A 25,512-nucleotide genomic window follows, 5' to 3' on the forward strand; every position below is an offset into this window, starting at 1 on the left:
TGTAAAGATACGATGGAGGCTTGAAATTTTATCGCTTGTCTCCATTATGTATTTAAGAGCAACACCTAACGCCTGCAGTTTCGCAGGCGTTTGAAATAAGGGGGACTGACGCTCATGACTATGTTAGACCGCACACCATCTCGTGAATTACAAGAACATCTTTGGGTGTTCCCAATGGACTACCCTATTAAACTCATTGGTCTTGCTGGCACTGAGTTACATATAGCAGTCGTTGAAATTTTAGTGAAACATTTCCCTGAATTTGATGGTGATTCGATCCAAGTACAACCATCACGGACAGGTAAATATCACTCTCTCACTGCGCAATTACGCTTTGAAGAGCTAGAGCAAGTGCATCAGTTATATGCAGATCTTGCGGCTTGCCCGTTAATTAAAACTGCACTATAAGCACTCAAAAAAAACACGCGGACTGCGTGTTTTTTTTATATCAATTTTCATTCCATTTCAGATATATCTCCCTATCCGGCTCTGCTCAGCTTATAATTTAGCTCACATTCAAATCTTGTTAAGGATGCTGTCGACGTGACTGATGCTGTACTCAAACCCACTTTAATCATTCGTCAATTTAATCAGCTTACACCTTATGCCGATCGCTTTCAGGACATGAAACAATTGACCGAACAGCGCGAGGCTGAAACGCCTGACGAACTGTGGCTATTACAACATCCCGATGTACTCACTCAAGGTCAAGCAGGCAAACCAGAACACATTTTAATTCCTTCAAACATTCCTGTGGTACAGACAGATCGAGGGGGACAAGTGACATGGCATGGCCCAGGTCAATTGGTGGCTTACTTCATGTTTGATTTAAATCGTCTTGGTTGGAATGTGCGAACCCTAGTGTCTTATGCAGAAAACTTAATGATTGAGTTACTGAAAAAATACGGGATTGAAGCCTATGCCAAACCCGATGCACCAGGCGTGTATGTAAATGGGCGCAAAATAGGATCTTTGGGGTTTAAAATTCGTCGTGGGCGCAGTTATCACGGACTAGCACTCAATATTAATTGTGATTTAGCTGGTTTTCACACCATCAATCCATGTGGCTATTCAGGTCTAGAAATGGTGCGCATTCATGACTTGATTGAACAAAACCCACCAAGTTTTGAAAACTTATGCGTCGATATCATTGAAACTTTACAAAACAGCGGGTACTTTAATAAAGTTCAAATTGTTCAACAATAAGCACTTTACTTTATATAGTGAAATAAATTAGAGTATTTACTCTAAATAAAATAAAAGACTCTTAAACTAAGGGATAAGTAAGTGATTTTAAACAAATCAGTAAAACCTGCTTTACAGCTCGCCTATGTCAAACTCATGATGGATGTGATTGGCAGAGGATTGGTTATGGCAAGTCAGGTGGATGATGAAGTTAAGCAGGAAGTCGCAAAATTTCCTGCAAATTTCGTATTGTCCATGAAGGTATTCCCGCATGGTCCTGCTTTTATTGCCAAAGTCACCGATAATCATCAATTGTTATTATTAAACGACACTGAGCAAAAACCAGACCTCACCATTACCTTCAAACATCTCAGTCATGCCTTTTTAGTCTTTTCATTTCAGGAAAGTACCGCTCAAGCATTTGCCAATGACCGCATGATTGCCGATGGCGATTTATCTTATGCCATTCGTTTGGTTCGTTGCTTGAATAAAATGGAAGCATTGATTTTACCTAAATTACTGGCTGAACTCGCAGTCAAACAATACCCACACGAACTTAGCCTAAAAGAAAAGCTTACAGGCGCAGCCAATATTTATCTTAAAGTGGCTCAATCATATTTCAAACGGAGTGCATAACATGGCAAAGCCTTATTACGAATTTTTTTGCCCAGTTAAAGTGATTGCGGGTAATGCCGCGTTAGAGCACATTCCTTTTGAACTTTCTACATTGGGTGCCAAACGCCCCATGATCATCACCGACAAAGGCGTGCGTGGTAACCAATTATTGGCCCCCATTGAGGCGGCTTTTGAATCGACCGATGCAGTGATCGGCTATATTTTTGATGATGTTCCACCTGATTCAAGCTTAGATACAGTACGTCGTGCCGCTGCTTTATATCGTGAAAACCAATGTGATGCGATTATTGCCGTTGGTGGTGGTTCTGTGATTGATACATCGAAAGCCACTAATATTTTAGTCAGTGAAGGCGGTGATGATTTACTGCAATATTCAGGCGCACACAACTTACCTAAGCCGTTAAAACCGTTCTTTGTGATTCCAACCACATCGGGTACAGGTTCTGAAGTGACTATGGTTGCGGTTGTATCCGACACAGCCAAGAATGTAAAAATGGCATTTGCTTCATACTACCTGATGCCGCATGCTGCAATTCTTGATCCACGCATGACGCTTACCCTGCCACCGCATTTAACTGCGATGACTGCAATGGATGCACTTACTCATGCAATTGAAGCCTACACGTGCATGGCAGCCAATCCTATCAGTGATGCTTATGCAACGGCTGCGATTAAGAAAATTAGCGCTAATCTATTTAATGTTTTAGATAACCTTAATGATTCACAAGGTCGTTTAGAACTGGCGCAAGCATCTACTATGGCAGGCATTGCCTTCTCTAATTCTATGGTCGGTCTAGTTCATTCTTTAGGCCATGCGCTCGGTGCCGTGGCTCACCTACCCCACGGCCTATGCATGAATCTATTCTTGCCTTATGTACTCGAATACAACAAAGAAGTGAATGGCGACAAAATCGCAGATTTATTGCTTCCACTTGCAGGAGCCGATATTTATGCACAAACCCCAGCACATTTACGTGCAGATAAAGCCATCACGACCATTCAAGCCATGCGTGATCGTTTGTTCAGTCTGACCAAACTACCAAGAACGCTACAAGAAACAGGCAAAGTCACCGAAGTTCAACTGGATGAAGTGGCCGAAAAAGCCTTAAATGATGGTTCCATCATCTATAATCCTAAAGAAGCGTCCTTTGAAGATTTAAGATCTATTCTTCAAAAAGCATGGTAAAAATGCAATAAATAATGAAGCCTGATGTTCTAACATCAGGCTTTTTCATAAATGACACATTGGTCATTTATTTTTTACCTATTTGGCAGAGAATTTGCTAAAAGTTCTACAAAAATACTGACAAGTGACATCAATTTAGGATAGATTGGCGCACTTTATTTTATTCGTAGGGGGGATCGTTCGTCTCAAACGATCCTTATAAACATGACTGATCCTTGATCAACGATTAAGAGGATAACGCCGTTGACAAATAACTCTGGGACTCAATCGGCAGCTAAACTGCAAAAAACGCTTGGATTTTGGCACATCGTCATTATTGGCCTAGCATATATTCAGCCAATGACCTTGTTTGATACTTTCGGGTTAGTATCTGAAGAAAGCCATTATCATGTTCCAACCTCTTATATTATTGCCTTGGTTGCGATTCTATTTACCTCTATTAGTTACGGACACATGATCCGTCGCTACCCTTCTTCTGGTTCTGCCTATACCTACGCCCAAAAATCCATTCATCCCAATGTCGGTTTTATGGTGGGTTGGTCATCTTGGTTAGACTATTTATTATCGCCAATGGTGAATATCGTTCTGGCGGTGATTTATTTAGAAGCGTTATTCCCAGATGTGAATCATTGGGTTTGGGTTGTGGGTCTTACTGCACTGATGACAGGGGTAAACTTACGTGGTGCGCGTTTTGTTGCCAACTTTAACAGTCTGATTGTTTTCGTTCAGTTGGGTGTAATTGCATACTTTACATGGATGGTGTATCAATTACTGGCTGGTGGCGTGAATGCAGATGGCACTCTGGTCAATGCTAAATATCAACTTTGGAGTCTTGAACCATTTTGGAACGAGATGACCACTGTTGGTGCATTAATTACAGGTGCAACTTTACTCTGCTTCTCTTTCACCGGATTTGACTCTTTAAGTTCTTTAGCAGAAGAAACCAAAGACACTGAAAAAACGCTACCTAAAGCTATTTTCATGACGGCATTATTTGCAGGTGTGATTTTTATCATCAGCACTTATTTCATGCAAATTTACTTCCCGAATGATCCTAAAACTTACTTTGAAGATGTCGCAGCAACTCAGCCAGATATCTTACAAGCTGTGGGTGGTGTCGCCTTCAAAACAGCCGTATTGTATTTTGCAATTGTGACGGTTATGGCATCAGGTATTTCTGCACATGCGGGCGTATCACGCTTGATGTATGTGATGGGTCGTGATGGCGTCATCAATAAAAAAGTATTTGGTCATATCAGCCCAAGAACATATACACCGTCTTACAATATTTTTATTGTCGGTTTAGTTGCTTTAACAGCAGGCTTTATGGACCTTGATATTGTAATTTCAATGATTAGTTTTGGCGCTTTAACTGCATTTACTTTTGTGAATTTATCGGTGATTTCACGTTATGCACTACGTGATGGCCGTACAAAATCTGCCAAAGAAATTATTAATTTTGTGGTTATTCCAATGCTAGGTTTCCTAAGTATTTTTGCCATGTGGCTTGAAATTGAAGAAACTGCTTTGAAATATGGTTTGTGGTGGGCAATGTTTGGGATCTTATACTTAGGGTATAAAACCAAAGGGTTCAAACAACCAGCTCCGCAACATAATGAATTTGATGATCATCATCATTAATTCGCATAAAAAAAAGACGCTTAATGCGTCTTTTTTATATTGGCTTATGCCAAAAACTTATTAGTAATCTTAGCAATACGCTGTGCATAAACCTTAGCCGTTTCGAGATCACCACTAGGAATTTCATCAACACTGGCGTCTGAAGGTGTTTGGACCAATAAGCCTACCGAGCCACCTAAATTATTCACATCTTCACGGGTCGCTGATTTACTATTTGCAGGCAATAAACCTAAGCTCACCCAAATCCCGCCATGTTGAGACGCAAGAGTTTGTAACTGAATCAAGGTCAGTTGTTTATCACCATTTAAACTGGCACTATTGGTAAATCCACCAAAAATTTTGTCTTGCCATGCGCGAGTAAACCATTTTTTTGACGTTGCATCAGCAAACTTTTTAAATTGCCAAGGTGCAGTCCCCATATAAGTTGGAGCACCAAATACAATCGCATCAGATTGATCGAGTGTCGCCCAATCCTGTTCTTGAATATCACCATTTGCATCAATTTCAATTAAATTTGCTGAAATTTCCTGAGCAAAGGTTTGTGCAATTACTTTGGTATGACCGTAGCCAGAAAAATAAACCACAGAAATATTAGACATCTTGTTTTCCTCTATTTAAATCAAACATTTTGAAACTTCAATACAATCATGCAATCACATGATTTTTCTCTAAGATCGGGTTTGAGTTTGACGTAACTTGCCACGACGTCACTCAAGCCTTGTTTTAAACTTTGGGTTCTCTCCCCTACCAGCACTTCATAAGCATTTTGTTGAATCCCTGCAAAAATCTGTTCCGCATCAAACTCAGGGCTAAACTTAGCAATAGGTAAACCTCGTGTTAAATCTGTGTCAATAAATCCAACATGAACTCCCATCACCTGAATATGAAACTGGGATAACCATTAGTGACTGGAGTTACTATAAGACCACGCAGCCGCTTTAGAAATTGCATAACCTGTTAATGAAGTACTAGATTCCCAAGAGACATTCGACAAAATATTCACCACATAACCCTGTTGGTTTTGCTACAAAATGGGTGAAAATATTTGTATGCCCGCATCATGCCAAACAAATTGGTTTCTAAAATTTTATGGGTTGTTTCAATAATATTGGCATCTACTGGCTGCGTATTTAACAGTGCAATGCCTGCATTATTGACCAATATATTTGTATCAGCACACGTTTACACTGCACGCTAGATAGACTGTTTATCATTCACATCAAGTTGAACAGGAATTCAACTTCCGTCTTGAAACCCAACGATCTGGCGCATTGCGACATATATTTTTTTGTGCCTTGTTTACGTGCTTCACGTGCAATTGCCAAACCTAGCCCGCGATTAGCACCTGTAACAAAACAACAAATCTGTAACTTTATTGCATAACCCATCCCAAAATGATTGGTGATCGCAATACAGCGTCTACTCATAACAGTAGCGCAATTCTCATTCACTCATGATACACTTATGAAACCTAGTATCAATTAGTTACCACATGGTAACTGGTATAGAAATTGATATTTAAGCGGCAAAATGCAATCAATGAGGTCTGAAATTTATGAATAAACCACTGAAATTTAATATTTTTCATCCTGATTGTCCTGCGCGACTTTTTTTTGAAAAATTTGCAGATAAATGGATCTTATTAATTGTATATACGCTGGATCAGGAATCTCAGCATTTCAATGAATTGAAAAAGAATATCCTAGGAATTTCACCTAAAGTACTCTCGCAGAAATTGAAAATATTAGAACGTGATGGATTTTTAACGCGTACTATTCATGGAGACAATGTCATTCGCGTTGAATATGCACTGACTGAAATAGGCAAAGATTTTGCGCAAAATGCGTATCAAATGAAAGATTGGGTCGAAGCCAATATGGGGAAAGTCTTAAAATCAAGACAGGGTTTTGATCAGCGCCAAGAACAAGCAGAGTCGGTTTAAATCGACTCTGCCATTTTATTACTTTATTCTTCTACTAATTGTTTAAAGCCTTGCTGACGCCATGCTTCATAGACGATCACCGCAGTGGCATTAGATAAATTCAAACTGCGAGAATTGGCTGCCATCGGTAAACGAATCCAATGTTGCTGTGGAAACATTAAACGCACATGTTCAGGTAAACCACGTGTTTCTGGTCCCATTAATAATGCAACTGGTCGATTTAAATCAGAAGTATGTGGCGTTTCAGTTCCTTTAGTGGTTAAAGGATAAACGGCATCTTTATCCACACCTTGTGTTGCCAAAAATTCAAGACATTGTTCAATATTGTCCCAAATTTGCATGCGTGCCCACTCATGATAATCCAAACCAGCACGTTTGAGTTTTTTATCATCCAACTCAAAGCCTAAAGGTTTGACCAAATGTAGCTGCGCTCCAGTATTGGCACATAAACGAATGATATTTCCTGTATTGGCAGGAATTTCAGGCTCGTATAAAACAACATGAATCACAAAATATCTCGACTTTTTATAAAATAGTTAAACTTGACATCTATCATTTTTTACCAATTTTACTTTAGCAGTACCCCATGGTACTGCCTCGCAACCTGTTAGAGCATCATTTAGAAATTTTTCAACTTGCACTTGATTCCGAGTGTCTTCAAATAACCCACTTCCATTTAAATCTAGTCCAAATTTTTCAACGAGTTCATATGCGAGCTGATGACAATGAAAACTATGAAATTCTCCATCGACTTCTATTCCTATATAATCATAACCCAGTAAATGTTCACCTGAATCTTGGACCTCTAATATTGATTTTTCTAAACATTGATAAATACCAGTTTTACCAGCTTGCTTAGAGGAAGGTTTTAAAAATTCAAGAAGGTCATTTCTAAAATCATGACCAATATATAGTGCTAATAAAAAAACATTTTCAGTTCTTTGAAAAAATCTTTTTTTATAGTCTAGGGCTTCTTCAATATTTAGAAAAACATTCGCCCATCCTATAGAACCATTAACAAATTTCTCATCAGCCCAAGATTGTAAATTTTGAAATTGTGTTCGAGATAAATTAAACCGTTTTTGAGCTTCATCAATTTCATTCTGAGTAGTTGAACACCAAGAATATGACCATACGCCTAGCAAATGCTTATTGATACAAGAACTGCATGTAAAAATTTTGGGTAAATTTTTATCCATTTGAACTAAATAATAGCCAGCTAAGTAATAGCTCACAATTAACCTTGCCATTTTAATTGTTCACGTAAACTCACCACTTCACCAATGATGGTTAAAGTCGGTGCTTGAATATGATGTTCGCTCACTTTACTCGCAATATCTGCCAGAGTACCAACAACCACTTTTTGCTCTGGTGTCGTGCCTTTAGAAATTAAAGCTACGGGCATATTAGAACGCTGTCCATGTGCAATCAGTTGCTGACAGGTATTTTCCAAGCCAACCAAACCCATATACAACACCAAAGTTTGATTCTCATAGACCAACTCATCCCAAGGTAACTCAGGCGAACCCTCTTTGAGATGCCCTGTTAAAAACCGGACACTTTGTGCATAGTCACGATGCGTCAGCGGAATACCTGCATACGCTGAACAGCCTGATGCCGCAGTAATCCCAGGCACCACTTGGAAGGTAATGCCTGCATCAAACAACTCTTGAATTTCTTCACCACCACGACCAAAAATAAAAGGATCACCACCTTTTAGCCGACAAACACGCTTGCCTTGACTCGCATATTTGACCAATAACGCATTAATACCTTCTTGGGGTACTGAATGATTAGAGCGAGCTTTGCCTACATAAATTTTTTCTGCATCACGACGACATAAATCCATAATCGGCTGTGAGACTAGACGATCATAAATCACTACATCCGCTTGCTGCATTAAGCGTAATGCTTTTAAAGTCAATAATTCAGGATCGCCTGGTCCAGCACCGACCAAATAGACTTCCCCTTTCGGAGTTTTCCATTCTTGTAATGCCTGCTCAATCAGTTGATCGGCTTCAGCCTCATTGCCATTAAACACCTGCTCTTTGAGTGGACTTGCATACAAATCTTCCCAAAAAATGCGACGTTCGTCAGGATTGGTAATTTTTTGCTTTACTGTCGCACGCCATTTACCTGAAAACTGCGCCAGTTTACCCATTCCATGCGGAATTAGGGTTTCCAACTGCGTCCGAATTTGACGAGATAAAACGGGAGATGTGCCATTGCTCGCCACAGAAATAATCAGTGGTGAACGATCAATAATGGCAGGGACCATAAAGCGACAATGGGGTGGATCATCTACACTATTAACAAGAACCTTTTCTGCTTCACAGGCTTCAAACACCTGCTGATTGACAGCACGATCATTGGTCGCTGCAATCACGAGGCGATAATCACGTAGATTCACCTGTGTTTTAAAAGCAGCAGCAACATACTGACCTTGGGTTTGTTGTACCAAAGTCAGTAAATCTGGTTCAATTTCAGGCGCAATCACATGCAGAATTGCACCTGCTTTGGCCAATAAAACCGCTTTGCGGTAAGCGATACGCCCACCGCCGACAATCAGACAAGGTTGCTGTTGCAGCTTTAAAGAGATTGGAAATATTTCCACGGAATACCTCTAATATTTACATCTGATCGTCTTAAAGCAATTTTCGTGCACAAACGCACACCTATCGAAAAATTAATTAATCGATGTATTCAGCACCGCCCATATATGGACGTAATGCTACTGGAACTTCAATTGATCCATCAGCACGTTGATAGTTTTCCATCACTGCCAATAAAGTACGTCCTACCGCCAATCCAGAACCGTTCAAAGTATGTACGAATTCGGTCTTCTTCTGATCGGCACGGTAACGTGCTTTCATACGACGTGCTTGGAAATCCCACATATTTGAGCATGACGAAATTTCACGATAGGTATTTTGACTTGGTACCCAAACTTCAAGGTCGTAAGTTTTTGCTGCACCAAAGCCCATATCTCCACCACATAACGTGATTTTACGATAAGGTAAGCCCAATGCTTGCAAAATACCTTCTGCATGACCTGTTAATTCTTCTAAGGCTTGCATCGAATCTTCTGGTTTTACAATTTGCACCATTTCAACTTTGTCAAATTGATGTTGGCGAATTAAACCACGCGTATCACGACCATAAGAGCCTGCTTCACTACGGAAACATGGCGTGTGCGCTGCATATTTTAATGGCAAACGATCAGCATCAATAATTTCATCGCGTACAAAGTTAGTAACTGGCACTTCAGCCGTTGGAATTAAGTAGTATTCTTTTTCGCCCTGTAATTTGAATAAATCTTCTTCAAATTTAGGAAGTTGTCCAGTACCACGTAAAGAATCAGCATTGACCAAATACGGCACATAGGCTTCGGTATAGCCATTTTTTAAGGTATGCGTATCGAGCATAAATTGAGTTAAAGCACGCTGTAAACGTGCTAAAGGTCCTTTGAGGACGCTAAAACGAGAACCCGTTAATTTGGTTGCCGTTTCAAACTCCAAACCACCCATCCATTCGCCAAGGTCAGTGTGATCTTTAATCTCAAAGTCAAAGCTACGTGGTGTGCCCCATGTATATACTTCAACATTATCACTCTCGTCTTTACCTTCTGGCACAGACTCATGTGGCATATTCGGAATTGAAAGAAGTTTTGCTTCAAGTTCCGCCTGTAATTCTGCTAAAGCAACCTCAGCGGCTTTAATTTCATCACCAATAGCACCCATACGTGCCATGATTTCCGATGCATCGCCACCAGATTTTTTAATTTGACCAACTTGTTTTGCGCCCGCATTACGCTCAGCCTGTAACGCTTCAGTTTTGGATTGTAAATCTTTACGGCGAGCTTCTAATGATGCCCACTCAGCCACATCCAATTGAATACCACGTTTTGCCAAGGCTAAATTTACAGCCTCAATATTTGTTCTGATTAATTTCGGGTCGATCATAGCCAGTCTTTACTAAAGAAAAAAACTGGCTATAGTGTAAGCTGTTCATGCCAAAAAATACAGTCAGCAACGTTCCAGCATCACCACATTCAGGCAATAATCCATCAATTAGGCTTATTCATGCGTATTTTAATGCTCAGGATATTGCGGCAAACTTGGTAAATATTCAGGGCGTACAAATTTTTTCAATGTGTAGTATGGCAATGTCAACTCACTCATGCCTTCAGCATAAGAGGCTAGCTCATAAAGTGGATACACAAACACCAAACCATTTGCACCATAATAAAAATTATCACTAAGCTGTAATTTTGCCTTTTCTATATTGTGTTCTTGCAACCAATTTTGATTATTGTCATACAGCACATCTAAAACTTGTGCATCAACACCTTTAATTAAAACATCTTGCAGGGCTAAACGCTTTTTCTTGTTCAGATCAAAATTCACGAATTCTTGATGGTACATTCCATGTGCCGCGCCTGCTGAATAACTATAACTCTGCATGGCAAAGGTTGCGAAATTATCGTTTTGCCCTACATAACGTACGTAGGTTGAACTTTGATTTAAACCCGGCTGAGCACCTTCTTCGATACGTACTTTCTGGTTAGGTTGATTTGAAAATGCTATTGGGTCAGCTTTTTTAATCCGATCCATAAAATACTGATCAATCCATTTAAAATTGGTTTCAACCGTTTGAATATCGTATTGCGTGCATCCTTCCGTTTCGCATGCTTCAGGTTTAGCCAATTTAACAGGTACGACTTTTGCCTGAATTGCAGGAATGACTTGCGTAGCCGATGCTTCCGTGGCTGTAGTTTTGGCTTCCACAGATTTCTGTGAGGTATCCTTAGGCTGACAACCTACAAATAAAACCACTGAACACAACAGCGGTAAAACTAAATTTAGTTGTTTTAATTGGAAAGTATTCATAAATAAACCTTATATTCGGTATCTTCAAACAATATATTTCACTATACAAACTCTCACTTTAAGATGAAATTACAAAATGTAGCCCGATGTATTGACTGCATATTTAGATGAATATTTCAATCGAAATCGTTTATTGGATTATTAATGTAAAAAAATGCAGCACTTAGGCTGCATTTTTTATCACTCGTCATTTGATGGAGGTTTTCAGATTTATTGATCAATAATATCTGTACCCTTTGGTGGAGTAAAATTAAAAGTCGATGCAGGAATTGCCGCATTCACCTTAACATTATTAAATTTTACATAGGTGGTTTGACCCAATGAGTCTTGTAAAATCATTAAATTCGGAGCTTTGTTGCCACCAAAACTGATGGTTAAACTTTGGAAAGCACCATCATCACTCTTTGGATAAAGGGTGTAATAGGTTTTTCCTTTATTCGGTTGAGTAACACGGTAAGACTTCATAATCTGGTTGGTATTACCCGATAATAACAACGCTGGCGTATTTGCAACTTGCTCATCTAAACTTTGACGAACTGCCTGTTGTAAGTCTGGATCATAAATCCACACTGTTTTACCTGAAGTCACGATGGTTTGTTTTGCAGGTGTTATCGTTTCCCAATAGAATTTTCCTGGGCGTGCAACTTTCATTGTCCCTTTAAAGGTCTGATTCATGTGCTGCGCAGTTAAACCCTTTTTTTGTGTCTTGTTCGCACCACTTGAAGCTTTTGTTGTTTGCTCAAAATTAGCCGATAAACTTTGAATACCACTTAACTGCTTAACCAAATTTGCAGTTGCTTGTTGCTCCGATGCCGCTACAGGTGCTGCAAAAACAGTAGTACTCATCATTGGTGCGAGTGTCGCTGCACCCAATGCCATAGCACACATGGTTTTACGAAGCATATTCATGTCATCACCTTTTTTATTTGCTATTTCGCAATCTATTGAAAGCCACATATTAAACCAAATTCAGTGGCTAATAATTGAGAAAATAAGAAGATTTGTATAAATATTAATGTTTAATGTAGTAACACATCCATCATGATGAAGACCAATTTTTTAGCTCATATGCAAAAAAGCCCCTGAAGTTCAGGAGCTTTTCTGCTTGAGCTACTAAGATCAATTTATACTTACTTCCATTGATAACCTACAGAAGCACCACCACCAAAGTCACCTTGGCTATTACCCGTCAAAGCAACTTTATAGACATATTTATTATTTTCAGTCACACCACTTACACCGAAGGCATAACCTTGCTCACCTTCCCAGAACCCAATACCACCGCTTACCATACTCATACCTGCTTCAGTCGGTTGTGGTAAAGAAGCTATCGCAATGCTAGAAGCTACAGCAGCATATGTTCGATCTTCCAAATCTCGCATGTCTCGATTCAATGCATTCACTCGACTATCAGTATAAGCTTTCGCATCATTCAGAGTTTGCTGCCCAACTTGATTTATGTAAGTTTTGGCTTGGTTCAAGATAGTGGTATCGGCAGCAGCCATTTCCTCTGGAGTGATACCATTTGTACCATCTGCACCATTTATACCATTTGTACCTTTCAGACTCGCTAGCCATTGAGTAATAGTTCCAGCATAACCATTGTTTACAGCAACTTGATATGCACTCACACCATTAGCGCCTGTAGTACCATTTGCTCCTTTAAGGCTTGCCAACCACTCAACCACGGTACCATCAAAGCCATTTTCCACAGCTTGTTGATACGCATTTAAGCCTTGGGTACCTATTGCTCCTGTAGCACCTGTCGCACCATTTATACCTTGAAGGCCTTGTTCACCCTGCGCACCTGTAGCTCCTGTGGCACCCGTAGCGCCTGTCGCACCAGTTACACCCTGAATGCCTTGTAAACCTTGAATACCCTGTTCACCTTGAGCACCTGTAGCTCCTGTGGCGCCTGTCGCACCAGTTACACCTTGAATGCCTTGTAAACCTTGAATACCCTGTTCACCCTGCGCACCTGTAGCTCCTGTGGCGCCTGTCGCACCAGTTACACCTTGAATGCCTTGTAAACCTTGAATACCCTGTTCACCTTGAGCACCTGTAGCTCCTGTGGCACCCGTAGCGCCTGTCGCACCAGTTACACCCTGAATGCCTTGTAAACCTTGAATACCCTGTTCACCTTGAGCACCTGTGGCTCCAGTAGCACCAGTCACGCCTTGGATACCCTGTTCACCTTGGATACCCTGTTCACCTTGGATACCTTGTTCACCTTGGAGACCCTGTTCACCTTGAATACCCTGTTCACCTTGGATACCCTGTTCACCTTGGATACCCTGTTCACCTTGAATACCCTGTTCACCTTGAATACCTTGTTCACCTTGTATACCCTGTTCACCTTGGATACCCTGTTCACCTTGGATACCCTGTTCACCTTGAATACCTTGTTCACCTTGGAGACCCTGTTCACCTTGAATACCCTGCTCACCTTGTATACCATGTTCACCTTGGATACCCTGTTCACCTTGAATACCCTGCTCACCTTGGATACCTTGTTCACCTTGAATACCCTGTTCACCTTGGATACCTTGTTCACCTTGGATACCTTGTTCACCCTCAAGACTTTCTAGCCACTGTGTTTCAGTTCCTTGAAAACCATTATTCACTGCAACTTGATATGCACTATCTCCAGCAGGACCAGTTGGTCCTGGTATTCCACTCTCAGGACAACTACCTGTATCTTGATTAGAATTACACGAAGTTGCAAAAACGTTTGTATTCGCTGTCATTAAAATTGCACTTAATAAAAGTACTTTAGCAGCGAACTTTTGTTTACGAAGATAATGATTTGGCTCAAGTGTTTGTAGATTCATTGCAGTAGATACTGCAGTACTAATATGAGTTTGTTCTTTTTGTAACGTATTTTCTAAGGCTTTCGTCATTCGACTATTCGGAACACCCAAGACATTTTGATTTAATTTTTTCATGTCCTTCTTCCTTATCCTTCTCCTATTTCATCTATTACACGCCCAAATAAATGTGACGTACATCACTATTTTTTGGTATTTTGTGACTAGTAGTATTTTAATAAGAAAAAATATGGTGAAGAACAATGCGACGGTTCATCTTTTGACTTAAATCATTTTTAGAAAAATTCATCTTTAAAAAATATAAAAAAAACCCGCATAAAATGCGGGTTTTTTCTGAACTTTTAAAACTTATGCAGTTTCAACAGTTACATAGCGACGGCCAAATTGACCTTTCACTTCAAACTTAATTACGCCGTCAGCAGTAGCAAATAAAGTATGGTCACGGCCCATACCAACATTTGCACCAGCGTGGAATTCTGTACCACGTTGACGAACGATAATGTTACCAGCAGTCACAGCTTGACCACCGTACATTTTAACACCTAACATCTTAGGATTTGAGTCACGACCGTTCTTAGTCGAGCCACCGGCTTTTTTAGATGCCATGTCTATATACTCCTAGTGATTAGCCTGCGATCGCAGTAATTTTCAACTCGGTAAACCATTGACGGTGACCTTGTTGTTTACGGTAATGTTTACGACGACGCATTTTAACAATACGGATTTTGTCGTGACGACCATGACCAACCACTTCTGCAGTTACTTTTGCGCCAGCAACAACTGGAGCACCGATTTGAATGCTTTCGCCGTTAACAACCATTAATACGTCATCAAACGTAATAGTCGCGCCAGTTTCAGCTTTCAATAATTCAACTTTAAGGGTTTCACCCTCAACTACACGGTGCTGTTTACCACCGCTTTGGATTACTGCGTACATAATGTACTCCAACTTGCCCGTGTCGTCGTGTCGATAAAGGGATATATCGAGCTTAAAACGACCGCCACTGGGGTTATACAAGGGGACAGATTTTAAGTGATTATGGCAGAAACAACAAGCCATCTTCACAAAAAAAACCAAACTTAGCCCTAAGTTTAGTTTGAAGCCCTAACATGCTAAATTAAAATAGAATGAAACACATACGACTGTGTAATAAACAATAGATTTTTAAAATCAATTCGCTACTATAGTCAGCAGATACATTTTTGATGTCATCCAAAACGTCGTTTACGTGTCTATGATAATCAATAGTCCAAATTATCACACATCAGCAACCTTGTTTACTGTGTCATTTTTTGATTCTAATTTTTGGTTACACTACAAATAACGACGCTACCGTTGAAAACATCACTTAACCAATAGAGGTTTCTATTCCTATGGCCATCGATTTTAAGCAAGATATTCTCGCCCCTGTAGCTCAAGACTTTGCTGAGATGGACACATTTATTAATGAAGGAATTACATCTAAAGTTGCATTAGTGATGGCAGTCAGTAAACATGTGGTTGAAGCAGGCGGAAAACGTATGCGCCCAATTATGTGCTTACTTGCAGCCAAAGCCTGCGGTGCCGAAGATTTAGCACAACAACGAAAATTGGCTGCCATTATTGAAATGTTGCACACCGCAACGCTTGTGCATGATGATGTTGTAGATGAATCTGGTTTACGTCGTGGCCGCCCGACCGCAAATGCAACATGGAACAATCAGACTGCGGTTTTAGTTGGTGATTTTCTAATTTCACGTTCTTTCGACTTACTGGTCGATTTGAACAACATGACCTTATTAAAAGACTTTTCTACAGGAACGTGTGAAATTGCTGAAGGTGAAGTATTGCAACTACAAGCTCAACATCAACCTGATACCAATGAACAAACGTACTTAGATATTATTCATGGCAAAACTTCGCGTTTGTTTGAGTTGGCGACTGAAGGGGCTGCAATCCTGACAGGTACACCTGAATACCGTGAACCTCTTAGAAAATTTGCTGGTCATTTTGGCAATGCCTTCCAAATTATTGACGACATTTTAGATTACACATCTGATGCTGAAACGCTTGGTAAAAATATTGGCGATGATTTAATGGAAGGTAAACCTACTTTGCCACTCATCTCTGCACTACAACACACCACAGGCGAGCAACACCAAATTATACGTAAGAGTATTGCAACCGGTGGTACTGCACAACTCGAACAAGTCATCGAAATTGTGCAACAGTCTGGTGCATTAGATTATTGTCGTAAACGCGCTACTGAAGAAACTGAAGCTGCATTGGCAGCACTTATGGCTTTGCCTGATACACAATATCGTCAAGCATTATCAAACTTGGCACAATTGGCCTTACACCGAATTCAATAAAGTAGACTTGCTTATTTGCTTATGCATATACAATTTAATGATGTATTGCGGAACATGCAGCAACAGCTTGAGCTTCCTCAGGCTGTTGATGATCTTCTGCTGATTGAGCTGGTGAATCATATTCGACCCAGTGACAGTAAAAACATAGACGAAATAGAACAAAAGTTTCAGCAATTTATTCAAACCCTTTTACTTACGCCACATGCTGCAATTACTTTACAAAGTTTTCTTCTGCGCCTGATCAATCAATATAAACAAACCAGTTTATTTGCCGATACAGGGATTTTATCGCTTGATGGTTTTTGGAATCAGTTGGCCCAGCGCGTAGGCGCACACTTTTTACCCTTAATTTATGATGGAACCCAACTGCAAGAATTGGTTCGACGAGTCTTTCATCAACCAAATGATCATTACTGGCTAGATCAAATTTCTGAAAAAAATTGGCAGCAGTTATTACAGCTCTTAAACCAAGGTCATAGCAATCAGAAAGAAAAGCTCAAAATTAAACATGAGCTGATTAAAGCAATTACCGTGATTTCATATCGAATTAGTGGTATTGGCTTATACCCTGAATTTATTAATGCGCAACCCGAACTGACTGAATACGAATCTCCGTTTTTAGAACAAAATCGTGAAATTATTGAATTTATTCAGCATTATAAAAAATTGCATCAAAATCGGGATGAATTTGCTGCCATTGCGCCACCTGATGCTTCACAAGCCTTGGTCATGATTGATCAATGTCGAGAAGTAGTCTTAAAAATTCGACGTGCCACCAAAAGGATTGGGGTGAGTATTAGCCTCACCTATTTGCTCTCTTTATTAGAGCAATGCCTTGATCGAATAGAACTGCTTCTGCAATTGATTGTTGAAGAAGATGAGGTTCGTTACCACGCTATAGGTAGCCTACTCACCGATATTAGCCAAGCGATTTATAATGAACGCAGTGTCCGTGCATTATTGGCCAATAACAGTGAACTCATTGCCTTACAAGTGACTGAAAATGCCAGTAAAACCGGCGAACACTATGTAAGTACGGATAAAAAAAGTTTTTGGTCCATGTACCGCTCCGCCGCAGGCGCTGGGGTAATTATTGCCATCATGGCCACTTTAAAAACCCTAGCATCTCGTGTCGTGATGGCACCCATCATGCAAGCGGTTGTGTATAGCATGAATTATTCTTTTGGTTTCATGCTCATTCATATTGTGCATTATACCGTCGCAACCAAACAACCTGCGATGACAGCGGCGGCACTTGCATCAACGGTACAGCATCGTAAAGGCTCTAAGACTACACAAATTGCTGAATTAGCAGCTTTAATTATTAATATTATTCGTACCCAATTTATTGCAATTATTGGCAACATTTCCATAGCAATCCCAACCGCGGCATTGATTGCTTGGTTATGGCAAACTGGATTACATGAACCGCTAATGAATCATGCCAAAGCAGCAAAGACATTACATGATTTAAATCCATTTACATCTTTAGCTATTCCACATGCAGCAATTGCAGGGGTCTGTCTTTTCTTATCGGGCTTAATTGCGGGATATTTCGACAATATGGCGGTTTACCGAAAAGTAGGACCCAGACTTAAAGCACATCAGCAGTTGAAATTATACTTAGGACAAGAACGCCTGTATAAGTTTGCAGAATATGTAGAACGAAATTTAGGTGCGCTCGCGGGTAATTTTATTTTTGGGATCATGCTCGGCAGCATGGGCACCATAGGTTTTATTTTAGGTCTTCCCTTAGATATCCGACATATTGCCTTTGCATCTGCCAATTTTATACAAGGTCTCATGAATATTAATGATAGCCCTGATATTGGCCTAATTATTGTATCTTTTTTAGGTGTACTTTTAATTGGTTTGACCAACTTATTTGTGAGTTTCACACTGACCATTATTGTTGCTTTGCGGGCGCGTCGCGTGCGTTTTGAGCAATGGAAACCGTTAGCAAAATTAGTACTGACCCACTTTTTAACGCGTCCAAGTGATTTCTTTTGGCCTCCAAAGTCGCCTTTAGTCGTTGACGAAACTACAAATTCTCACAAAACTTTAAGTAAATGATTTGTTATATTTCCAACTTACTATAGATAAATTTAACCGAGTTCACACAGACTTGAAAAAAAGTGTACTGACGAGTACACTTTTACCCAAATGTTAACTGGGGGAGTCCGGTTAAACGAACAAGAGGTTAATGCATGCCGTACTTGTTGCTGATTATTGGTTGTTTTTTGTTATTTTTCAGTGTTTTGATTTTAAACACTCCCAGTTTGCTTTCATTTGATTTAGCTATTGTCGAATGGGCAAGTCATTATCGTACTGAAAATTTGAACCAAATAACAACGCTACTATCAGCAATTGGGGGGATGCCTGCTGTACTTTTTTTTACCACTTTATGGTGTTTCTATCTAACTTGGTATAAAAAATACACATATATATTACTAATTTGTTTAGGACTAATTGGAAGCGGAGCCTTTGCTTGGCTACTTAAATACTGGATTGCAAGACCACGCCCACCTGAAATATTTCATTTGGTTCAAAGTTATGGTGCTTCTTTTCCAAGTGCGCATAGTGTTTATGCTGCTGCTTTAAGTGGTCTGGTTATTTATGTATACCGTGAACACTCCAAATACTCATATATTTATTGTTTTGCAGTTATATGGTTCATTTTAATGGGGTGCTCAAGGGTGTATTTGGGCGTACATTTTCCTTCTGATGTTCTTGCAGGTTGGGGCATAAGTTTTATTTGGATTACCCTGCTATACATAGTGTTACAACACACTATTAAGCGAAAAATAAATTAATTTTTAGATAATAATCTAACCGAGGTGGAACAATGATGTCTGCAAAGCTTTGGGCTCCAGCCCTCACCGCTTGCGCATTAGCAACAAGTATTGCACTTGTTGGTTGTAGCAAAGATCAAAAAGATGCGCAGCAGGCTGGTGCATCTCAACAAATGCCACCAACGGAAGTTGGTATTATTGTTGCGCAACCGCAAAGCGTCGAACAATCAGTAGAGTTATCTGGTAGAACCACAGCATTTGAAGTATCAGAAGTTCGCCCACAAACCAGTGGTATTATTCTGAAACGCTTATTTGCAGAAGGGAGTTATGTCCGTGAAGGTCAGGCACTTTATGAGTTAGATTCTCGTACCAACCGAGCGACACTCGATAATGCAAAAGCAGCGCTCTTACAACAAGAAGCCAACTTAAGCTCGCTTAAAACAAAGCTCAATCGCTATCAACAACTGGTTTCAAGCAATGCCGTTTCGAAACAAGAATATGATGATTTAGTCGGTCAAGTTAGAGTTGCTGATGCACAAGTTGCGGCTGCACGTGCACAAGTCAAAAATGCTGAAGTAGACTTAGGTTATTCAACTATTCGTTCTCCTATTTCTGGTCAAACCAACCGCTCAACGGTAACGGCGGGTGCGCTTGTCACTGCAAATCAAGTAGATCCATTGGTGACCATTCAACGTTTAGATCCAATTTATGTGGATATTAACCAGTCTAGCACCGAATTATTGCGTCTACGCCAGCAACTCAGCAAAGGCAGTTTGGACAGCAGTAACAACACACGTGTGAAGCTGAAACTGGAAGATGGTAGCTACTATCCAATTGAAGGTCGTTTAGCCTTCTCAGATGCCAGTGTAAATACAGACACAGGGACTGTCACCATTCGTGCGGTATTCCCAAATCCAAATCACTTGCTATTACCTGGTATGTTTGCCAATGCGCAAATTGTACAAGGTGTGATTCCTAATGCAATTTTAGTTCCTCAAGCGGCAATTACTCGTACACCAACAGGTCAAGCGATGGCGATGATTGTGGATGCGAAAGGCGCAATTGAGTCACGTCCTGTAACCACAGTAGGTGTTCAAGGTCAGAATTGGATCGTGACTGAAGGCATTAAAACAGGTGAAAAAATTGTGGTTGATGGTGTGGCGAAAGTAAAAGCGGGACAAACCGTTTCTGCGAAACCATATCAACCTCAAACTGAGGCATCAAAAGCTTCTGCGCCAGCATCTGCTGAAAAACCGCAAGCGAAACAAGCAGAATCAAACACTGAACAAAAAGCTACTTCACACGCATAAGGGGTAGACTGAATGGCTCAATTTTTTATTCATCGCCCCATTTTTGCGTGGGTGATTGCACTGGTCATTATGCTGGCGGGTATTCTTACGCTAACAAAAATGCCAGTTGCCCAATATCCAACGATTGCACCGCCCACGGTGACAATCTCTGCAACTTATCCAGGTGCTTCTGCACAGACTGTTGAAAATACGGTTACTCAGATCATTGAACAACAAATGAATGGTTTGGATGGTCTGCGTTATATTTCATCTAACAGTGCAGGTAATGGTCAAGCATCCATTAACTTGAACTTTGAGCAAGGGATTGACCCTGATATTGCACAAGTTCAAGTACAGAACAAACTACAATCGGCAACAGCACTTTTACCTGAAGATGTACAACGTCAAGGGGTAAAAGTGACCAAGTCAGGTGCGAGTTTTATGCAGGTTCTTGCATTTTACTCTCCTGATGGAAGCTTATCTGCTGCCGACATTAAAGACTATGTGAACTCCAACATTTCTGAACCGCTGAGCCGTGTTGCTGGTGTGGGCGAAGTCCAAGTTTTTGGTGGTTCTTATGCCATGCGCATTTGGTTAGACCCTGCCAAAATGACCAGCTTACAAGTCACTCCAAGTGATGTTGCTGCTGCGATTAATGCTCAAAACTCTCAAGTGGCGGTTGGTCAGTTAGGCGGTGCACCCGCTGTACAAGGTCAAGTACTGAACGCAACGGTGAATGCGCAAAGTATGTTGCAGACTCCTGAGCAGTTTAGAAATATCTTTCTGAAAAATACGGCTTCAGGTGCCCAAGTTCGCTTAAGTGATGTTGCTCGTGTTGAACTCGGTTCAGATAACTATCAATTTGACTCTAAATTTAACGGTAAAGCTGCTGGTGGTGTTGCGATTAAACTGGCAACAGGTGCCAACGCACTGGATACTGCTGCCGCTGTTGAAGAACGCTTAAGTGAACTTCGTCAAAACTACCCAGACGGTTTAAAAGATCAATTGGCTTATGACACCACGCCGTTTGTTAAGCTTTCAATTGAAAGTGTGGTACATACTTTAATTGAAGCCATATTCTTGGTATTCATCGTGATGTTCTTGTTCTTACAGAACTGGCGTGCAACCATTATTCCTACGCTTGCCGTACCTGTTGTGGTATTAGGTACATTTGCAGTCATTAACATTTTCGGTTTCTCAATCAACACGCTCACCATGTTTGCAATGGTTTTGGCCATTGGTCTTCTGGTCGATGATGCGATTGTTGTGGTGGAAAACGTCGAACGTGTAATGCAAGAAGAACACCTCGATCCTGTCGAAGCAACTGAAAAATCAATGCAACAGATTTCTGGTGCCTTGGTGGGTATTACCAGTGTGTTAACTGCGGTATTCGTTCCAATGGCATTCTTTGGTGGTACAACGGGGGTTATTTACCGTCAGTTCTCCATCACACTTGTTACTGCAATGATTTTATCGCTAATTGTGGCATTAACCTTTACCCCTGCCCTGTGCGCAACCTTGTTAAAACAACACGATCCGAATAAAGCGGAAAGTAACAATATTTTTGCGCGTTTCTTCCGCTGGTTTAACAACAGCTTCGAAAAAGTTGCTCTGAAGTACCAAGGTGGTGTCAATCGTATGACCCATCATAAAGTCTTCTCGGGTGTGATTTATGTATTGGTCATTGTAGGTTTAGTAGGTCTATACAAAGTATTACCTTCTTCGTTCTTACCTGAAGAAGACCAAGGCGTAGTCATGACTTTGGTTCAACTTCCACCGAGTGCAAGTCTGGAACGTACCGACAAAGTCATAACCACGATGACGGATTACTTCCTGAACAAAGAAAAAGAGCACGTAGATTCGATCTTTACCGTTTCTGGTTTCTCGTTCACAGGTGTGGGGCAAAACGCAGGTCTTGCTTTTATTAAACTGAAAGACTGGGACGAACGTACAACACCTGAGTCGAAAATTGGTGCAATTATTCAACGCGGTATGGCACTGAATATGATTGTCAAAGATGCATCTTACATTATGCCTTTACAATTACCAGCAATGCCTGAACTAGGTGTAGCATCAGGTTTTGATATTCAACTGAAAGATGCAAGTGGTCAGGGACATGACAAGCTGATCGCTGCACGTAATGCGATTTTGGGCATGGCTGCACAAGATAAACGTCTTGCAGGCGTACGTCCAAATGGTCAGGAAGATACCCCTCAATACCAAATTACTGTTGACCAAGCACAAGCAGGCTCAATGGGTGTCAGTATTGCAGATATTAATAGCACCATGAGCATGGCTTGGGGTGGTTCATATATTAATGACTTCGTTGACCGTGGTCGTGTGAAAAAGGTTTATGTTCAAGGTGAAGCAAGTACACGCATGATGCCTGAAGACCTGAACAAATGGTACGTGCGCAATAACGTCGGTACGATGGTTCCTTTCTCAGCATTTGCAACTGGGCAATGGACGTATGGTTCACCACGTTTAGAGCGTTATAACGGCGTATCTTCCGTAAACATTCAAGGGACTCCTGCACCCGGTGTAAGTTCTGGTGATGCGATGCTTGCAATGGAAGAAATCATTGGCAAATTACCATCAATGGGCTTACAAGGTTTCGACTACGAATGGACAGGTTTATCTCTAGAAGAACGTGATTCGGGCAGTCAAACAGGTCCACTCCTTGTTCTTTCAATGTTAATCGTCTTCTTATGTCTTGCTGCATTATATGAAAGCTGGTCTATTCCTGTTTCAGTATTGCTGGTTGTACCACTAGGGATTATCGGTGCATTTACTTTGACATGGTTGGGTATGATCATTAAAGGCGATCCAAACCTGTCGTTTAACATCTATTTCCAAGTCGCAATTGTTGCAGTAATTGGTCTTTCAGCAAAAAATGCGATCTTGATAGTAGAATTTGCGAAAGAATTACAGGAAAAAGGTGAAGATCTATTTGACGCAACTTTACATGCTGCAAAAATGCGTTTACGCCCAATCATCATGACCACTCTTGCCTTTGGTTTTGGTGTACTTCCACTTGCGCTTTCTACAGGCGCAGGCGCAGGTAGTCAGCACTCTGTCGGCTTTGGTGTACTTGGTGGTGTAATTAGTTCTACACTTTTGGGTATTTTCTTCATTCCAGTATTCTTTGTTTGGATTCGCAGTATTTTCAAATACAAACCTAAGAAACAAAATAATCAGGAGCAAACATCGTGATGCAAAAAGTATGGTCTATTTCAGGTCGTAGCATTGCGGTATCTGCACTTGCGCTTGCTTTGACTGCATGTCAAAGCATGCGTGGTCCAGAACCCGTCGCTCAAGCGGATATCCCAACAGGATATATTGGTTCAACAGCAGGTCCTTCTGTTGCTGAACAAGGCTATAAAGACTTTTTTGCTGACCCACGATTGGTACAAGTCATAGAAATGGCTTTAGCGAATAACCGTGACTTACGCACTGCGACGTTGAACATCCAACGTGCGCAGCAAGCGTATCAAATTAGCGAAAACAACCAACTGCCAACCATTGGTGCAAGTGGTAGTGTGCTTCGCCAAGATACGCTCAGCAGCAGCAAACCCATGACAACTTATAATGTTGGCCTTGGCGTAACCGCGTATGAGTTAGACTTTTGGGGTCGTGTTCGTAGCTTAAAAGACAATGCCTTAGATAGCTATTTGGCGACTCAAAGTGCACGTGATGCAACACAAATTTCGTTGATTGGTCAGGTTGCGCAAGCTTGGTTGAGCTATTCGTTTGCCAATGCCAACTTAAAACTGGCAGACCAAACCTTAAAAGCACAGCTTGAATCATACAATCTGAACAAAAAACGTTTTGATGTCGGTATCGACAGCGAAGTCCCTGTACGTCAAGCGCAAATTTCGGTTGAAACTGCACGTAATGACGTTGCTAACTACAAGACTCAAGTTGCACAAGCACAAAACTTGTTAAACCTGTTGGTCGGTCAACCTGTTCCAGCAAACTTATTGTCTCCTCAGCCTGTGAAACGCATTACCCAAAGTACGGCGTTGACAGCAGGCTTGCCAAGCGACTTGTTAAATAACCGTCCTGATGTCCGCGCTGCGGAATATCAATTGTCTGCTGCGGGTGCCAACATTGGTGCGGCAAAAGCACAATTGTACCCAACCATCAGCTTAACGGGCACAGCGGGTTATGCATCGACAGATTTAAGCGACTTGTTTAAATCAGGTGCTTTTGTGTGGTCACTCGGCCCAAGCTTGGACATTCCAATCTTTGACTGGGGTACGCGCCGTGCCAATGTGAAGATTTCAGAAACTGACCAAAAAATTGCGTTGTCAGATTATGAAAAAACCATTCAAACGGCTTTCCGTGAAGTGAATGATGCATTGGCAGTACGTGAAAATATTGGTGACCGTTTGGCAGCACAACGCCGTCTTGTAGATGCAACCAACACCACCTATAAGCTTTCAACTGCTCGCTTCCGTGCAGGTATCGACAACTACCTCACTGTACTTGATGCACAGCGTACATCGTACTCAGCGGAACAAGGTTTGTTATTGCTTGAACAAGCAAACTTAAACAACCAAGTTGAAGTGTATAAAACCCTCGGTGGCGGCGTAAAAGCCAACTCAACGGAACAAGTGGTGAAACAGCCTTCTTCTTCAGATGTGAAATACAGCAAAACAGCAAACTAAGGTTTGCAACATCAAAAGCTCACTTCGGTGGGCTTTTTTATTGCTTTTTGCTAGGCTTTTTCCTATCTTCAAAGATAATCAAATCATTTGAATATTGAACAT

24 protein-coding genes are annotated in these 25,512 nt (G+C 40.9%); 12 read left to right on the forward strand and 12 right to left on the reverse strand.

Annotation, left to right across the window (positions count from 1 at the left end; all coding sequences use genetic code 11):
• Positions 1-120 precede the first annotated feature (120 nt).
• From DCO44_RS05610 to DCO44_RS05630, 5 genes are all read left to right on the forward strand, one after another.
• Complete coding sequence (locus DCO44_RS05610) at positions 121-408, forward strand: YbeD family protein (RefSeq protein ID WP_116759877.1); 288 nt, start codon at positions 121-123, stop codon at positions 406-408.
• Between the two features lie 135 nt (positions 409-543).
• Complete coding sequence (lipB, locus tag DCO44_RS05615; protein WP_116759879.1) at positions 544-1,206, forward strand: lipoyl(octanoyl) transferase LipB; 663 nt, start codon at positions 544-546, stop codon at positions 1,204-1,206.
• 81 nt (positions 1,207-1,287) lie between these two features.
• Entirely contained in the window at positions 1,288-1,821 is a 534-nt protein-coding gene (locus DCO44_RS05620) for a hypothetical protein (RefSeq protein WP_116759881.1), read from the forward strand.
• Position 1,822: 1 nt separating this feature from the next.
• Positions 1,823-3,007, forward strand: a complete 1,185-nt coding sequence (locus DCO44_RS05625; RefSeq protein ID WP_116759883.1) for an iron-containing alcohol dehydrogenase — start codon at positions 1,823-1,825, stop codon at positions 3,005-3,007.
• Positions 3,008-3,250: 243 nt separating this feature from the next.
• The gene (locus DCO44_RS05630; RefSeq protein WP_116759885.1) at positions 3,251-4,648 is read left to right on the forward strand and encodes an APC family permease; all 1,398 of its coding nucleotides are present in this window, start codon (positions 3,251-3,253) and stop codon (positions 4,646-4,648) included.
• A gap of 44 nt (positions 4,649-4,692) precedes the next feature.
• On the opposite strand, the gene DCO44_RS05635 is transcribed toward DCO44_RS05630, so the two are convergent.
• The 3 genes from DCO44_RS05635 to DCO44_RS16810 form a co-directional block, all read right to left on the reverse strand.
• Positions 4,693-5,247 (reverse strand): flavodoxin family protein, encoded by a 555-nt coding sequence (locus DCO44_RS05635; protein ID WP_116759887.1) that lies wholly within the window; start codon positions 5,245-5,247, stop codon positions 4,693-4,695.
• Between the two features lie 20 nt (positions 5,248-5,267).
• A complete protein-coding gene (locus DCO44_RS16805) occupies positions 5,268-5,525 on the reverse strand; it encodes a hypothetical protein (RefSeq protein WP_228157512.1) in 258 nt (85 codons plus the stop codon).
• 337 nt (positions 5,526-5,862) lie between these two features.
• Complete coding sequence (locus DCO44_RS16810; RefSeq protein WP_228157513.1) at positions 5,863-6,075, reverse strand: hypothetical protein; 213 nt, start codon at positions 6,073-6,075, stop codon at positions 5,863-5,865.
• A gap of 128 nt (positions 6,076-6,203) precedes the next feature.
• On the opposite strand from DCO44_RS16810, the gene DCO44_RS05645 reads away from it, so the two are divergent.
• Positions 6,204-6,590, forward strand: coding sequence for a winged helix-turn-helix transcriptional regulator (locus DCO44_RS05645; RefSeq protein ID WP_116759889.1), 387 nt, complete (start codon positions 6,204-6,206; stop codon positions 6,588-6,590).
• Positions 6,591-6,613: 23 nt separating this feature from the next.
• Here the strand turns inward: DCO44_RS05645 and DCO44_RS05650 are convergent, their stop codons facing one another.
• From DCO44_RS05650 to rplU, 9 genes are all read right to left on the reverse strand, one after another.
• Positions 6,614-7,099, reverse strand: a complete 486-nt coding sequence (locus DCO44_RS05650; RefSeq protein ID WP_116759891.1) for a tRNA (cytidine(34)-2'-O)-methyltransferase — start codon at positions 7,097-7,099, stop codon at positions 6,614-6,616.
• 27 nt (positions 7,100-7,126) lie between these two features.
• The gene (locus DCO44_RS05655; RefSeq protein WP_228157514.1) at positions 7,127-7,840 is read right to left on the reverse strand and encodes a hypothetical protein; all 714 of its coding nucleotides are present in this window, start codon (positions 7,838-7,840) and stop codon (positions 7,127-7,129) included.
• Positions 7,828-9,204 carry a siroheme synthase CysG gene (gene cysG / locus DCO44_RS05660; protein WP_116759893.1) on the reverse strand — a complete coding sequence of 459 codons (1,377 nt, stop codon included), beginning with the start codon at positions 9,202-9,204 and terminating at the stop codon, positions 7,828-7,830. Before cysG ends, DCO44_RS05655 begins: the two co-directional genes overlap by 13 nt.
• A gap of 76 nt (positions 9,205-9,280) precedes the next feature.
• A complete protein-coding gene (gene serS, locus DCO44_RS05665) occupies positions 9,281-10,552 on the reverse strand; it encodes a serine--tRNA ligase (protein ID WP_116759895.1) in 1,272 nt (423 codons plus the stop codon).
• Positions 10,553-10,681: 129 nt separating this feature from the next.
• Entirely contained in the window at positions 10,682-11,479 is a 798-nt protein-coding gene (locus DCO44_RS05670) for an RsiV family protein (RefSeq protein ID WP_116759897.1), read from the reverse strand.
• 210 nt (positions 11,480-11,689) lie between these two features.
• Complete coding sequence (gene lolA / locus DCO44_RS05675) at positions 11,690-12,388, reverse strand: outer membrane lipoprotein chaperone LolA (RefSeq protein WP_116759899.1); 699 nt, start codon at positions 12,386-12,388, stop codon at positions 11,690-11,692.
• Positions 12,389-12,609: 221 nt separating this feature from the next.
• Complete coding sequence (locus tag DCO44_RS16815) at positions 12,610-14,424, reverse strand: YadA-like family protein (RefSeq protein WP_165815687.1); 1,815 nt, start codon at positions 14,422-14,424, stop codon at positions 12,610-12,612.
• A 231-nt stretch (positions 14,425-14,655) separates the two neighbouring features.
• On the reverse strand, positions 14,656-14,913 hold the full coding sequence (rpmA, locus tag DCO44_RS05685; protein WP_016165771.1) for a 50S ribosomal protein L27: 258 nt from the start codon (positions 14,911-14,913) through the stop codon (positions 14,656-14,658).
• A gap of 19 nt (positions 14,914-14,932) precedes the next feature.
• A complete protein-coding gene (rplU, locus tag DCO44_RS05690) occupies positions 14,933-15,244 on the reverse strand; it encodes a 50S ribosomal protein L21 (RefSeq protein WP_010113102.1) in 312 nt (103 codons plus the stop codon).
• 437 nt (positions 15,245-15,681) lie between these two features.
• On the opposite strand from rplU, the gene sdsA reads away from it, so the two are divergent.
• From sdsA to adeK, 6 genes are all read left to right on the forward strand, one after another.
• The gene (gene sdsA, locus DCO44_RS05695) at positions 15,682-16,659 is read left to right on the forward strand and encodes an All-trans-nonaprenyl-diphosphate synthase (protein ID WP_116759901.1); all 978 of its coding nucleotides are present in this window, start codon (positions 15,682-15,684) and stop codon (positions 16,657-16,659) included.
• Between the two features lie 21 nt (positions 16,660-16,680).
• Entirely contained in the window at positions 16,681-18,732 is a 2,052-nt protein-coding gene (locus DCO44_RS05700) for a site-specific recombinase (protein WP_116759903.1), read from the forward strand.
• A gap of 134 nt (positions 18,733-18,866) precedes the next feature.
• Positions 18,867-19,472 (forward strand): phosphatase PAP2 family protein, encoded by a 606-nt coding sequence (locus tag DCO44_RS05705; RefSeq protein ID WP_116759905.1) that lies wholly within the window; start codon positions 18,867-18,869, stop codon positions 19,470-19,472.
• 32 nt (positions 19,473-19,504) lie between these two features.
• Positions 19,505-20,761, forward strand: coding sequence for an AdeA/AdeI family multidrug efflux RND transporter periplasmic adaptor subunit (locus DCO44_RS05710; protein ID WP_116759907.1), 1,257 nt, complete (start codon positions 19,505-19,507; stop codon positions 20,759-20,761).
• A 12-nt stretch (positions 20,762-20,773) separates the two neighbouring features.
• Positions 20,774-23,953 carry a multidrug efflux RND transporter permease subunit AdeJ gene (adeJ, locus tag DCO44_RS05715; RefSeq protein WP_116759909.1) on the forward strand — a complete coding sequence of 1,060 codons (3,180 nt, stop codon included), beginning with the start codon at positions 20,774-20,776 and terminating at the stop codon, positions 23,951-23,953.
• Positions 23,953-25,410, forward strand: coding sequence for a multidrug efflux RND transporter AdeIJK outer membrane channel subunit AdeK (adeK, locus tag DCO44_RS05720; protein ID WP_116759911.1), 1,458 nt, complete (start codon positions 23,953-23,955; stop codon positions 25,408-25,410). Before adeJ ends, adeK begins: the two co-directional genes overlap by 1 nt.
• Positions 25,411-25,512 lie beyond the last annotated feature (102 nt).

It is taken from the genome of Acinetobacter sp. AM (genome assembly GCF_003105055.1).
In the GTDB taxonomy this organism is placed as follows: Bacteria; Pseudomonadota; Gammaproteobacteria; order Pseudomonadales; family Moraxellaceae; genus Acinetobacter; species Acinetobacter tibetensis.